Genomic DNA, 13,921 nt, shown 5'->3' on the forward strand with positions numbered 1-13,921 from the left:
ATAAGTTTTTATTTAACTCTAAAATTTAATTGAATACCATCTTGCAGAGCAACGACAGCAGCAGTTTTATGGGATTGTTCAGGATAAATTTTGTAACTTATCGTTAGGTTATGAATATTAGCCTGTTTTAATCGAGTAAATAATTGTTTTGAATAATCAACCATTTTCCGATTCTGACGATGTTTTAGTAAAAGTTTTCGTTTTTGTTCTGGTAAATTATAATCAATCAGCAATAAAGATTGTTCAGCTCCACCCACAGAGATCAACAAATTAACAGGTTGTTTTAAAGAATGTTGATGATTTAGTAGATATTTTGATAATACACTAAACATATAACCATCACTAAACCATAAAGATGGGCTTGATATCACATAGGTATTAAAAATGGCAGGTTTAGTTAAAAAAATGTATAAATTAAATAATCCTCCATATGAATGACCAAAAATGGCTTGCTGATTAGGATTAATAACATAGCGCTTTTCTATTTCAGGTTTAAGTTCTTGAGTTAAAAAATCATAAAAGGCATCAGCACCACCATATTTACCTGATAAATTAATTTGCTTATTAGGTAAAACTTCAAAAACATAATTCTCAGGTTTGGGGAGAAAATCAAGATCACGACGGGTTTGATTAAAATAATCAATGGCGACAATTATACCTTCTTGAATAACACAACGTTCACAAGCCTGATTGGTAATTATCTCGTTAGTTGTTAAAAAGTAGCTGTCACCATCAAGTAAATAAATAATTGGCCAACCACCCTCGGGAGTGGTTTTATTAGGGGTATAAATAGTTACTTTATAATCGCCATTTGATTTTGAATGAAATATTTCAGTTTTTGTGTTTGGAACAATCACATTTTTTGATAGATTAGATTTTGACTGACAGCCAGTTAGGATAAAAATCATTAGAATATACAAAAAACTTAGTCGTGACATAAATTACGCCAGAATCTCAATTATCAAAGAAGTATAAGATATGCTAAATAAGAGCAATTTACCAATAATAAACTAAATAAAACTGAGAGTACTGTCGAATAATTAATCCGACAGCTAATAGTCGGTTACAATTACTTTGATTTAAGATAAGCGACAATATCTTCAATGGTTACCACTGGTAGTTGGTGTTGTTTAGCAAACGCGACAACTTGTGGAGCTCTTGCCATTGAACCATCATCATTAGTTATTTCACAAATTACTGCTGCTGGTTTAAACCCCGCTAATGTTACTAAATCAACCGACGCTTCAGTATGCCCTCGGCGGTTCAGCACTCCACCTTCTTTAGCAACTAATGGAAATACATGGCCAGGATGATTTAAATCTGTTGGTTTAGCATTATCAGCTACCGCTGCTTTGATAGTCGTTACTCTATCTGCTGCAGATACCCCTGTTGTAACACCTTTTGCCGCTTCGATAGAAATAGTAAAGGCAGTATGATTTTTACTAGTATTATTTGCTACCATCATCGGTAATTCTAATTTATCACAATAAGATTGTGGCATACATAAACAAACTATACCGCTGCCATGACGAATAGTTAATGCCATTTGCTGAGTAGTAATAGTTTGTGCTGCCCAGATAATGTCACCTTCGTTTTCCCGATCTTCATCATCTAAAACTAACACCCCAGATCCAGCTTTGATTGAAGCAATTGCTTTGTTTACTCGCTCGATTGACGTGCCAAATTCATTTAAATTAAACTGATTCATGGTAGATACCTATCCTGTTTTATTAAACTAATTATATTTATCCTTAATTAGTATGAAGTTATTAAGTTATAAATATGTTAAATACCAGAATCAGGGCAAGTGCTTGACCATAGTGATTTAGCTATAACGCTAATTATAGAAAAGATAAGCTACTCTCTTTCATCCAGACTTTAACTGTCGGCTTTGGAATCTCACCAAATCTGCTGTCCTTAATAAAATCAATTTTTACTAAGCGCTCGTGGGCTATACCACCGGTGGGGAATTACACCCCGCCCTGAGAATTTTGTCAGTAAACTGACTGTGCACACTATAATATAAAATAGATAAAAAAACACGGATATTTTATTAAGATAAAAAAATTGCCGCATTAAGCGGCAATAATTAATCGATAGATTATCGCATACGAATTTCACGCAAATGTCTTTTTTCGGCTCGACGCATCCAAAGCCATGAAATAAAGCCAATAATACCAACAATTAGTAAAATAATTGTTGCTAAAGCATTAACTTGCGGATCGACACCTAAACGAACCTTAGAAAATACTAGTTTCGGTAATGTCATTGCACCAGGTCCAGTGACAAAATTAGCAATAACCACATCATCAAGTGATAAAGTAAATGCCAATAACCAACCGGAAACCAGTGCAGGAGCAATCATTGGTAAGGTAATAATAAAAAATACCTTCAATGGATTCGCACCAAGATCTAAAGCCGCTTCTTCAATTGACTTATCTAACTCTCGTAATCTTGCACTAATAACAACCGTTACATAAGCGGTACAAAATGTCGCATGAGCCATCCAAATAGTCATTGCACCGCGTTCTTTTGGCCAACCAATCGCTTGTCCCATACCTACGAATAGCAATAACAAAGCTAAACCAGTAATGACATCAGGCATAACTAATGGTGCTGTAGTCATAAACGAGAACAAATTAGAGCCACGGAATCGTCTAAATCGAATGACGGCAAAAGCGGCTAAAGTACCAAGAATAATCGCCAAAGAAGCTGCGCCTGCGGCAATAGACAAACTCAATCCAACCGCTTTAAGTAAAGCTTCATTATGTATTAATTCAACATACCATTTAGTTGAAAATCCTGCCCATACCGTTACAAGCCTTGAACTATTGAACGAATAAACAATTAAAATAACCATAGGGATATATAAAAAAGAAAATACTACTATGAGAATTAACCCTTTTAAACATCTCACTAATAACGCGATTGTTACAATAGTTGTTAAAATAAGGCTAAATAGAAAACACCCTACATATAAGCTACCACTACTTAATAACGCAAATCCTGATGCAGAAATCAAAACCGATAGCACTATTGAACCTAATAATGTAGAGATAAAAACAATCAATGCTGAGCGCATGACTAATGGTAAATTATTCATTTATTTACCTCCCATTTGTCGGTTTTGAAACTTATTAAAGTAGTAAATAGGCACAATTAATATCAATAACATCACTGTTGCAACGGCTGAAGCGGCTGGCCAATCGTGATTATTAAAGAATTCAGCCCATAATTGGGTACCAATCATTAGACCATCAGAAGGACCTAATAATTCAGGAATAACATATTCACCTACCGCAGGAATAAAGACCAACATCCCACCGGCAATCACTCCATTTTTGGTTAACGGTACAATAATCTTAAAGAAAGTTTTAATTGGTTTACAACCAAGATCTAACGCAGCTTCAATCAGCGTTGTATCGACTTTACTTAATGAGGTATAAATTGGTAATACCACAAAAGGTAAGTAAGAATAAACAATACCGATATAAACAGCTAGGTAAGTTTTCATGATGATTAATGGCTGATCAATAACCCCTAACCACATCAAGAAATTATTTAATAGACCATTAGGATTTAAAATACCAATCCATGCATAAACCCGAATTAGAAACGAAGTCCATGATGGCAATATGATTAATAGTAATAAAATATTTCTGGTTGACGGTTTACATTGCGAAATAGCCCAAGCTAAAGGATAACCGATCAAAATACATAACAAAGTTGAAATTGCAGCAACTTTTAATGATTGTAAATACGAGTCTAGATAAATTGTATCTTCCAGTAGATTAAAATAATTACCAACGTTTAAAACAATATTAACTAGGCCATCTTCATAACTAAACAGTTCGGTATAAGGTGGCACGGCTATCGCTACTTCAGAAAAGCTGATTCGAAATACAATCAAAAACGGTAATAAGAATAATAACAACATCCAAAAATATGGAATAGCTATTACCAATAAACGGCCATATAGTGTCATCAGGTCGGATTCATCACGTTGTAATCGCATCTTTCGATAAGCATAATAGATCGCAACTAAACCTAACCCTGCAGGTATATAGACAATACTACCCGCTATAATTAGCCGATAAGCAAATTTAGATGGCTTATAATGTGCCAAATATGTGCCTAGACAGGATAATAATAGACTTAATACCATTGCCGTGAATAACGCATCTAAAAACAGATTGTCAAATGCATTTATTGTTACAAAACGTAAATAAACACCAAGTAACACTAAGGCATTTAACAACAAACCCCATAAAATGGATCGCATCAATATATCCTCTTGTGTTTATTCGGTAAGCACAACGCAACTATCAATTTCCCAACTAAGATTAACAATATCACCCCAAGTTGGCATTCCTTTACGATAACGATGTTCATTTTGTAGTTGAGCAATAATAATTTGTCCACTTTGTAATTTAACGTGATAAATAGAAAGATCACCTAAATAGGCAATTTCAACTACTTCACCAGTTGCAACATTGTAACCATTGTCTGGAATTTCATCACAAAGTTTAATTTTTTCAGGCCGTAATGCGACTTGAATTGGTACACCTTCTACTGCAGGTGAATCATAATCAACTTTTAATGGATGTTTAATCATCGGACAACTGATGATTAATCCATCTTCTAAGGTTTCTTGTAAGATGCCATCAAAAACATTTACTGAACCAATAAACTCGGCACTATAACGGCTGTTTGGATGTTCATAGATTTCTTCAGGCTCACCTATTTGCACAAATTGGCCTTTATTCATAATCGCAATACGACCAGCCATGGTCATAGCTTCCTCTTGATCATGGGTAACCATTACACAGGTTGCGCCTACTTGTTCTAAAATGCTAACTACTTCAAGCTGCATTCGATCACGAAGTTGTTTGTCCAATGCCCCCATTGGTTCATCTAACAATAGTAATTTTGGTCTTTTAGCTAAACTTCGAGCTAATGCAACGCGTTGTCTTTGACCACCTGATAGTTGATGAGGTTTACGTTTGCCAAACTGCTCCATATGCACAAGCGCCAACATCTCTTCAACACGATGTTTAATTTCATTTTTATCTAATTTATCTTGTTTTAATCCAAAGGCAATATTTTGCTCAACCGTCATGTGAGGAAAAAGAGCATACGATTGAAACATCATATTAATAGGACGATTATAAGGAGGTACTTGTGATAAATCTTTACCATCTAAAATAATTTGTCCAGAAGTCGGTTGTTCAAAACCGGCAAGCATCCGCAATAAAGTTGATTTACCACTACCAGAAGCGCCCAATAAAGCAAAAATCTCTCCGGTATAAATGGTTAAATTGACATCATCAACGGCATAATAATCATCATTAAAAACTTTAGTTAAATTTTTGATCTCCAATAATGGAGTTATCATCTTTTTTTTAGGCTGTACCTGATTTGTTGTTTTATCGTTCACGCTTTTTTCCTCATAACAACAAGCCAAAAAAAACGAGACGGAAAGATTTAAAATCTCCCCGTCTAGAATATATAAGTCAATTAGTTGACATTTTCAAACGGTTATTTACCCGTTTTCAATTTTGTCCATGTGCGAGTAATCACACGTTCAAGTTTAGGTTCTTTCACCGTTAAAGTGAATAATTTTTCCATCACTTCTGGTTTTGGATAAACCGCTGGATCATTTTTCACTTCTGGCTTAACAAACTGATCATTTGCAACTTTATTAGCGCTAGCGAAATTAACATCATTAGTAACTTGAGCTGCAATTTCAGGTTTCATAACAAAGTTCAAAAACTCATGAGCCTCATCAGGATTTGCAGAATCTTTTGGAATAGCAAAAGTATCAAAGAACACTAATGCGCCCTCTTTCGGAATTTGATATCCAACATGCACACCATTTTTAGCTTCGTTCGCTCTATCACGGGATTGTAAAATATCACCTGACCAACCTAAAATCACACAAATATCACCATTAGCTAAATCAGTAATATATTGAGATGAATGGAAATAACGGATATTTGGTCTTACTTTTTCCAACAATTCGTAAGCTGCACCAGTATAATCTTTTGCATCAGTACTATTTGGATCTTTACCTAAATATTGAAGAGCACTTGCTAAGATTTCAGTTGGAGCATCTAAGAATGCCACACCACAATCTTTAAGTTTTTCCATATTTTCGGGTTTGAAAACTAAATCCCAACTGTCAACAGGAGCATCCTCTCCAAGACGTTCTTTAACTTTATCAATGTTATAACCAATACCAGTAGTCATCCATACATAAGGGATTGCATACTTATTATCTGGATCATGGTTAGCCATTAATTTCATTAAATTAGGATCAAGATTTTTCCAATTAGGCAATTTACTTTTATCTAACGGTAGATAAATATCAGCTTTAATCTGTCTAGCTAAAAAACTATCTGAAGGTGAAACTACATCAAAACCAGAATGACCGGCCATTAATTTACCTTCAAGAGCTTCATTGGAATCATACACATCATAAACCAGTTTAATACCAGTTGATTTTTCAAAATCAGTGATTGTGCTATTACCAATTTGACCGGCCCAGTTGTAAAAATGCACCACACGGTCTTTAGCTACAGCAGATTGAGATAATGCTAGTGATACACCAGCGATGATTGAAAGAATTGTTTTACGTTGAGTAAACATGCTCACCACTTCTCCTCTAGTTAGGGATATTACATGTTAGACACAAGCCCATTGTTTAATACAACGGACCCCCAAATTTTACCATTATTACTAATTAAATAATATGGTGAAACCGAGGTAATCAGGCAATCACAAGTTATTAATATAATTAATGAACATGTCGAGCTAACCTTGCATTACGAGGGATAAAATACCTTTTTTTTTTCAGATGTCTACTTAAAAAATCAAATATTCTAAGATTAAGGGCTAAGTGACTATATTTTAATCAATCAACCCTTTTTTAGCTAGCTATTAACAATTAATTTACTTTTTTTATTCGGCACTAGCTTGCAAAATTTTTGCTTCTGGTTGCCATACACGATATTTAACCGTCAAATCGTTTGGAACGTAGAATACTAATGGTAAACGGCTGTTATAATTCAATAAACCTAACTTATGGTTGATAGAAACAAATTTATTCTCGTTAGCGCCTTCAGGGCAAGCCATCATTGTAGAAATGCTACCTTTAGTTTCTTCAACGACATAGTAAGAATATCCCCAACCTTTAAGCTCTTCTTCTTTAACAATTCCACCTAAACTTTGAGTATTGCAATCAACATTCATCTCTTTACCAATTAAAATCTCTACTTTAGCATTAACTTCATCTTTTAAGTTAGGTAGATGAATAACATAACGAGTAGAGCCTACTTTTGCATCCGGATAGGGAGCAATTTCATTTAGTTTTTGAACTTCTTGCGGCGCTTTTTGCGTATTTGCGCAAGCAGATAATGCCACACCCATCAAAGCTAATAACATTAATTTTTTCATGTTTATTTCTCCAATAAAATTGTCTAACTTAATACGTCAACGTATGCTTTTTAGAACATAATGCGTATAATAACATTATCTAGATTAAAGAATATGAGATAAAAATGCCAGCAGAAAAAAAAACTGATGATTTATTAAAATTAATTCTGAATTTACTCTTAATAGGCTTACTTATTGTTCTAACTTATCGAGTGATTGAAGTATTCCTATTTGGCTTTTTTTGGGCAGTAATGGTGGTTATTGCAACTTGGCCATTAATGATCAAAATTCAACAAAGACTTTTTAATAAACGTTGGTTATCTTTATTAGTCATGGCAATAATTCTGGCATTTGTCTGCGTTATTCCTTTTATTTTAATCATTAGTAGTATTGCTCAAAATGGTCACTATCTGGTCGAATGGGTTAGAACTTTATCACATCGAGAATTACCTACCTTCGACTGGTTGGTAAATATTCCTATGTTTGGCGAAGAAGTCCACCAAAAATGGCTTGAACTTATAAAAACAGATGGTTCACAATTAATATCCGATATTCAACCTTATATAGGTATTATGATTGGTTGGCTTTTAGAGCAAGTAACCAATATTGGAGTTTTTATTTTCCATGCCGGTGTCATGATTATTTTTAGTCTATTATTGTTTCTTAAAGGCGAAAGTATCACTAAATATGTTTATGTTTTGGCTAATCGTCTATCTAAACAATACGGCACAACTACTGTTACCTTAGCAGGCCAATCAATACGAGCGGTGGCATTAGGCGTAGTTGTCACTGCTATTACATTAGCATTAATTGGCGGAATGAGTTTTATCTTTACAAAAATGCCATTTCCAGGCATTTTAACGTTAATATTATTTATCTGCTGCGTCGCTCAAATTGGACCTGTTATTGTCATGTTAGGTTGTATCATTTGGCAATTTTGGGATGGGCATATTATATCAGGAATAGTTTTAATTGTTGTGGCTATCATTTTGACCACCCTAGATAGTGTAATGCGAGCATATTTGATAAAGAAAGGCGCCGATCTCCCCTTCCTACTTATCTTATTTGGAGTAATCGGCGGAATTCTAGCCTTCGGAATTATGGGTTTATTCATCGGCCCAGTAGTCTTAGCCTTAAGCTATAAAATTATTCAACAATGGGTTAATGAACAAGCATAAAAACATAATTAGGTATAAAAAAGAATCAATAAACCGATCTATTAAATTATAGATTAACCCCTGAATAATAGGAGTATTATGTTCTGACGCAAATTGTGGTATTCTACACTTTGTGTCAGTTTTAATGATATTTAGAACATGCGAATACCCTTTATAAAATATAATCATCAAAAACATTTAAATGAATTAGCCAAGCTTGAACAAAAAGCCGAACAATATCAAATTGTTTACGATCCTAAATCTTATAGAGTTGCGTTGCTTGAACAGATTAAAAAAGCTCAACATCGTATCTATATTGTTGCACTTTATCTAGAACAAGATGAAGCTGGCCGTGAAATTCTTAATGCACTTTATCAAGCCAAAACCCAACAACCAAATTTAAACATCAAAATTTTTGTTGATTGGCATCGCGCTCAACGAGGTCGAATTGGTGAAGATAAAACTAAAACCAATGCGCGTTACTACTATGATTTGAAACAACAACATCCATCTATTGATATTCCGTATTATGGTGTGCCGGTTAATCGTCGAGAAGTTCTAGGTGTATTACATTTAAAAGGATTCATAATTGACGATACTGTAATCTATAGTGGTGCTAGCATTAATAATGTTTATTTACATAAACTTGATAAATACCGTTATGATAGATATCACTTTATCACTAATAAAGTTTTAGCGGATACAATGGTAAATTATGTTAATGATAATTTTCTGCCACTTGATGGCGTTCAAAGATTAGATGTTAGTGAACATAAAACACGTAAACAAATTAAGTCAGAAATTAAACAACTACGCCAACATCTTATGGATGCTAATTATCAATACACGGGAAATAGTGATAGCGATACTTTATCCGTAGCACCAATTGTAGGTCTTGGCCGAAATAATCAGCTGAATAAAATTATTCACCATCTAATAAACACGACTGAACAAAAAGTCACTTTTTGTACGCCTTATTTTAATTTACCTAATATATTAGTGCGTGACATCATCCGTTTATTAAGAAAAGGTAAGCAAGTTGAAATCATTATTGGTGATAAAGTAGCTAATGATTTTTATATTCCAGAAGATAAACCATTCAACATCTCCGGTGGTTTACCTTATTTATACGAAATCAACTTAAGAAACTTTGTTGAACGGTTACAAAATTATATTGATAAGGAACAGTTAATCATTCGATTATGGAAAGATGCTGATCAAACTTATCATTTAAAAGGTATTTGGGTTGATGATGAGTGGATGATGATTACAGGTAATAACCTTAATCCAAGAGCTTGGCGTTTAGATCTGGAAAATGCCATACTTGTTCATGATCCTAAACATGAATTACAACAACAGATGAATCAAGAACTCACAACTATTCGTGAAAAGACAACAATCGTCTCCCATTTCCAACAAATTCAAGCAAGCCAATTCTATCCAAAACAGGTACATAAATTAATTAAACGTTTAAGCCGGATTAGAGTGGATAGAATTATTAAGCGATTATTATAATTAAATTCGATTTAGATTAATCAAGGCTATTTGTAATGTGAATACAAATAGCTTATTAGCTAAATTAGATTAGATTTTATTTTGTTGTAAACTTAGTATAGTTCTAGCGTTTGAAGCACTTGTCGCAATGATATCAATTACGCCCGAACGTAGTGCACCTAAAATTGCTGTTGCTTTAGTATTTTCCGATGCAATAGCAATAACACATGGAATATTACGTAATTCTTCAATACTTAAGCCAATCACTCGATCATTCATGGTTGTATCAACAGGATTGCCATTGATATCAAAAAATCCATATCCGGCAATATCACCAATAACACCTTGATTTAATGTTGCATAGGTCACTTCTTGTGGAGTAAACCACCCTAATTGCACCATATAACAGTTTTCATTCATATCGCCAATACCAACTAAAGCAATATCGGCTTTAGCCGCTCTTTCTAATGTGTCTTTAATAACCCGATTTTGGGTAAATGCCCTTTTGAGTTCACTGTTTTCTACATAAGCTGGCGCATACAAAGTTTCACTAGTTGCACTAAATTTTCTGGCTAAACTTCGACTAATGTGGTCAGCATCAATAATTTCACCAACACGCTGAGTACCTCCTATGCCACAAATAAATTTACACTGTTTTTCAGGAAACACACCAACATGGCTGGCAATAGCAGCAACATTACGCCCTTGTCCTACAGCCACTGTCATACCATTTTTTAAAGTACTAGATAGATAATTCGATACCAGTGCAGCAACTTGTCTACGTTGCTCTTCTTCGTCTTGATGATCTAAAGCGATTAAAGCTCGTTTGATACCAAAATGGTTAACAAATTGTTGTTCAATGCGAGAACTAAATATCGGATGATATTTAACACTTATTTCAACGATTCCTTCTGCTCTAGCTTTTTTTAGCAAACGACCAACTTTAATGCGTGAAAGACCAAATCGCTGAGCAATTTCTTCTTGAGTTTGTTCATACTCATAGTATGCGACTGCAATTTCAGTAAGTAATTCCGACTCTTGTTTATCTTCAAATATAACCATTAAATTTGCCTTTCAACACTTTAGCAACTTCTTGCATTCATAACAGATAATATATTACAAAATCCTTTAGCTTGCTATGTATTACGACCAATAAATAATTCAATGAGATAGGATATTTAATTAAGCTTGATAAGTTTGTTATCTATTAATGATAATTGATAGGAAATCTTGATGAATTGAAAGCCTAAAAACCCCTTTCCTCAAAATTTTTATAATGAAAAAATTAGCTGACTTGATGAAATTTCAACTAAGAGCTAATATTACTTTTCTGGTATTTTTTTCTTCCGTGATTTTTTTTTGGTTAGTTGTTTTTTTAAGCGCATTCTTGCTCTTGACTCAGCAAATAACCGATCTCTTTCAGCCTTTTTCTGCTTCATCTGTTGCTGTTGCTTTTTTTCCCATTGCTTAACCTTCCATATTGCCCATATTTTAATCACTTGCAATAAAACAAAAATCAAAACTACCACAAATATTGCTGCATACGGGTCAAAAACAAATTTAGATCTAGATAGATTAACTAATACAATATTATTAGCATATACAGGTGAGTACGTTAAAAACAATATAACAATAAATATAATTTTACAGCCAAATTTGGACATGAATTAATTTAAAATCCCTTTTTGAAATAATCCTAAATCATAACTAATAAACTAAAATATTTAAGTATAGTTTATTATTAAAAAAAATGGCTGTTTTTAACAGCCACTCAATATTTATAATAACAGTTTTATTGATGAATATTAATTAGAAATTAATTTCAGTACCAACAAAATAGCGACGACCTTCTAAGGTTTTACCGAAGTCATCATTCGTCACTTCTTTGTCAAACAAGTTATAAACACCGCCATAAATCTTAGCATTTTGATTTATTTGGAAAGATGTACCCACATCCCAGAAGGTATAACTAGGATATTCAATTTTTTTACCACTACGATTCGTGGTCGATTCCACTCCGTAATAAGCAACTTTAGTCCATAAATCCAATTGTTGGGTTAAATTCCAATCAAGCTGGGTATTGAATTTTTGCTTAGGAGTACGATTTAAAGGTTTACCTTTATTTTTACCAGTTTTTTGTTCTGTTTTAGTCCAAGAATAGTTAGAACTTAGCAAGAAATCAGTAAACAATGGTGTTTTAAATGATAGTTCTAAACCTTTAAGATCTGCTTTATCAACATTTTCTAAACCCTGAATAAAATGAAATTTTTTACTAAAGTTTTTATAAGAACATGTTTTCTCTTTGATATTTTTATTATCACAAATAGAGTAAGATTGAATCTTATCTTTGTATTTAGTATAAAAAGCTGTTGCAGAAGCATCAATACCGTAATCATTGTTATATCCTAGACCAATTTCAAAATTATCTGATTTTTCAGGTTTTAAATCAGGATTACCAACAACTACACCGTCCCAATATCCCCCTCCTGTTACTTGTCCCCAGTCTGAAACAACTTGACGCAATTTTGGCGTTGCATAACCGGTTGAGTAACCGCCTTTCAGGGTAAAATTATCATCAATATTCCAGACACTATAGACTCTTGGATTCCAGTTGCTACCATAGTTTTCATCTTTGTTATAACGTAAACCAGCTGTTATGCTCCAGTTATCGAAAATACTTATTTCATCTTCCGCAAACAATGCATAATTCCAGCGATCAATTTTAGTAATATCACTAGTAAGTTCATTACCTTTATCATGAAGCTCTTGGTAATTATATTTACCCCCTATCGTTAGCATATTAATACTAAAAGGAATCGTCACTCGAGAATCTACATCGGTATTACGAATTTTCATTTTTCTTTCTGGATTATTGTTTTCTTCATAAGCAATAAACGAAGTCGTCGATAGTTCATCAAATAAACCATTATGAGTTAGCGCAAAAGAATTTCTAGCATTATCACGCTTATAATCATTATCTCTTGATTTTTCTCTTGTTTTACCTCTGATTGAAGTACTATTTTGTAACGAACGACCAAAATCAAGATCAAATTTTTGGTTATCAGTAGCATTAAGTGATAATTTACCATTCAAGCTGCGTAATTTCTGTCCAGAATGACCATTTAAAAACTCATCTTCATGACGATTTGTGTATTGGCCATATAATTGAATACCGAGAATATCGTCAATAATTGGTCCAGTCGTTGAAAAACTACCTACATAGGTATTTTTTTCATCAGAACGATAAGGCATAACTGATTCAACTCGTAAACCACTGTGCCATTTGTTGGACACTTTTTTAGTAATGATATTGACTACCCCACCCATAGCATCTGAACCATATAAAGAAGACATAGGTCCACGAACAACTTCAATACGTTCAATAGCAGTTAGCGGAGGTAACCAGCCTTGTTCGAAACCAGAATTATCACTATTTGGTCTAGTTTCACGCGTACTAACTTTTTTACCATCAATTAATAATAAGGTATATTTGGCATCCATACCACGAATACTAATATCAGTTGAATCACCTCCGCCTGTTATGGTGACACCTGGAATATCCTTAAGAGCATCGGTGACATCACGATAAGGCTTTTTGCTAATTTCTTCCGGCGTGATCACCGAAATTGTTGCTGGAGCTTCCTTAATTTGTTGAGAAAATCCTGATGCTGTCACCACCATAGTATCAGTATTTTTATCATCAGCCGCCATCGCTAAACCTGATAATGATAATAAAATACTTGTATTTAAGACATGTGTAGCCAACTTAAACTTCGTATTCATTGTTATAACCCTATTAATTATATTGATATTTTGCAAAGAAATCTGCCGATAAC

The 13,921-nt window shown here is 33.7% G+C and carries 11 protein-coding genes, 1 pseudogene and 1 riboswitch; of the genes and pseudogenes, 2 read left to right on the top strand and 10 right to left on the bottom strand.

Annotation, left to right across the window (positions count from 1 at the left end; all coding sequences use genetic code 11):
- Positions 1-8 precede the first annotated feature (8 nt).
- From H3S74_RS09815 to eco, 7 genes and pseudogenes are all read right to left on the bottom strand, one after another.
- Positions 9-938: an alpha/beta hydrolase gene (locus H3S74_RS09815; RefSeq protein WP_198247778.1), complete on the bottom strand. Its 930-nt coding sequence runs from the start codon at positions 936-938 to the stop codon at positions 9-11.
- 131 nt (positions 939-1,069) lie between these two features.
- Positions 1,070-1,708, bottom strand: coding sequence for a 3,4-dihydroxy-2-butanone-4-phosphate synthase (gene ribB, locus H3S74_RS09820; protein WP_198247779.1), 639 nt, complete (start codon positions 1,706-1,708; stop codon positions 1,070-1,072).
- A 147-nt stretch (positions 1,709-1,855) separates the two neighbouring features.
- Positions 1,856-1,994: riboswitch (FMN riboswitch) on the bottom strand.
- A 107-nt stretch (positions 1,995-2,101) separates the two neighbouring features.
- Complete coding sequence (locus H3S74_RS09825) at positions 2,102-2,860, bottom strand: ABC transporter permease subunit (RefSeq protein WP_110448047.1); 759 nt, start codon at positions 2,858-2,860, stop codon at positions 2,102-2,104.
- Positions 2,861-3,103: 243 nt separating this feature from the next.
- Positions 3,104-3,988, bottom strand: a pseudogene (gene potH / locus H3S74_RS09830) (putrescine ABC transporter permease PotH); the annotation flags it as partial.
- 312 nt (positions 3,989-4,300) lie between these two features.
- Complete coding sequence (potG, locus tag H3S74_RS09835; protein ID WP_220000047.1) at positions 4,301-5,437, bottom strand: putrescine ABC transporter ATP-binding subunit PotG; 1,137 nt, start codon at positions 5,435-5,437, stop codon at positions 4,301-4,303.
- 101 nt (positions 5,438-5,538) lie between these two features.
- Positions 5,539-6,648, bottom strand: coding sequence for an extracellular solute-binding protein (locus H3S74_RS09840; protein ID WP_198201144.1), 1,110 nt, complete (start codon positions 6,646-6,648; stop codon positions 5,539-5,541).
- A gap of 312 nt (positions 6,649-6,960) precedes the next feature.
- A complete protein-coding gene (gene eco / locus H3S74_RS09845) occupies positions 6,961-7,455 on the bottom strand; it encodes a serine protease inhibitor ecotin (protein ID WP_232350096.1) in 495 nt (164 codons plus the stop codon).
- Between the two features lie 104 nt (positions 7,456-7,559).
- On the opposite strand from eco, the gene ydiK reads away from it, so the two are divergent.
- Complete coding sequence (gene ydiK / locus H3S74_RS09850; RefSeq protein ID WP_198247780.1) at positions 7,560-8,612, top strand: AI-2E family transporter YdiK; 1,053 nt, start codon at positions 7,560-7,562, stop codon at positions 8,610-8,612.
- Positions 8,613-8,750: 138 nt separating this feature from the next.
- A complete protein-coding gene (pssA, locus tag H3S74_RS09855; RefSeq protein ID WP_198247781.1) occupies positions 8,751-10,106 on the top strand; it encodes a CDP-diacylglycerol--serine O-phosphatidyltransferase in 1,356 nt (451 codons plus the stop codon).
- 69 nt (positions 10,107-10,175) lie between these two features.
- On the opposite strand, the gene H3S74_RS09860 is transcribed toward pssA, so the two are convergent.
- The 3 genes from H3S74_RS09860 to H3S74_RS09870 form a co-directional block, all read right to left on the bottom strand.
- Positions 10,176-11,147 (bottom strand): sugar-binding transcriptional regulator, encoded by a 972-nt coding sequence (locus H3S74_RS09860; RefSeq protein ID WP_065613193.1) that lies wholly within the window; start codon positions 11,145-11,147, stop codon positions 10,176-10,178.
- A 260-nt stretch (positions 11,148-11,407) separates the two neighbouring features.
- Positions 11,408-11,749, bottom strand: coding sequence for a hypothetical protein (locus H3S74_RS09865; RefSeq protein WP_198247782.1), 342 nt, complete (start codon positions 11,747-11,749; stop codon positions 11,408-11,410).
- A 145-nt stretch (positions 11,750-11,894) separates the two neighbouring features.
- The gene (locus H3S74_RS09870) at positions 11,895-13,868 is read right to left on the bottom strand and encodes a TonB-dependent receptor domain-containing protein (RefSeq protein WP_086361017.1); all 1,974 of its coding nucleotides are present in this window, start codon (positions 13,866-13,868) and stop codon (positions 11,895-11,897) included.
- Positions 13,869-13,921: the final 53 nt, after the last annotated feature.

The sequence above is a fragment of the Gilliamella sp. W8126 genome, assembly GCF_016102185.1.
In the GTDB taxonomy this organism is placed as follows: Bacteria; Pseudomonadota; Gammaproteobacteria; order Enterobacterales; family Orbaceae; genus Gilliamella; species Gilliamella apis_A.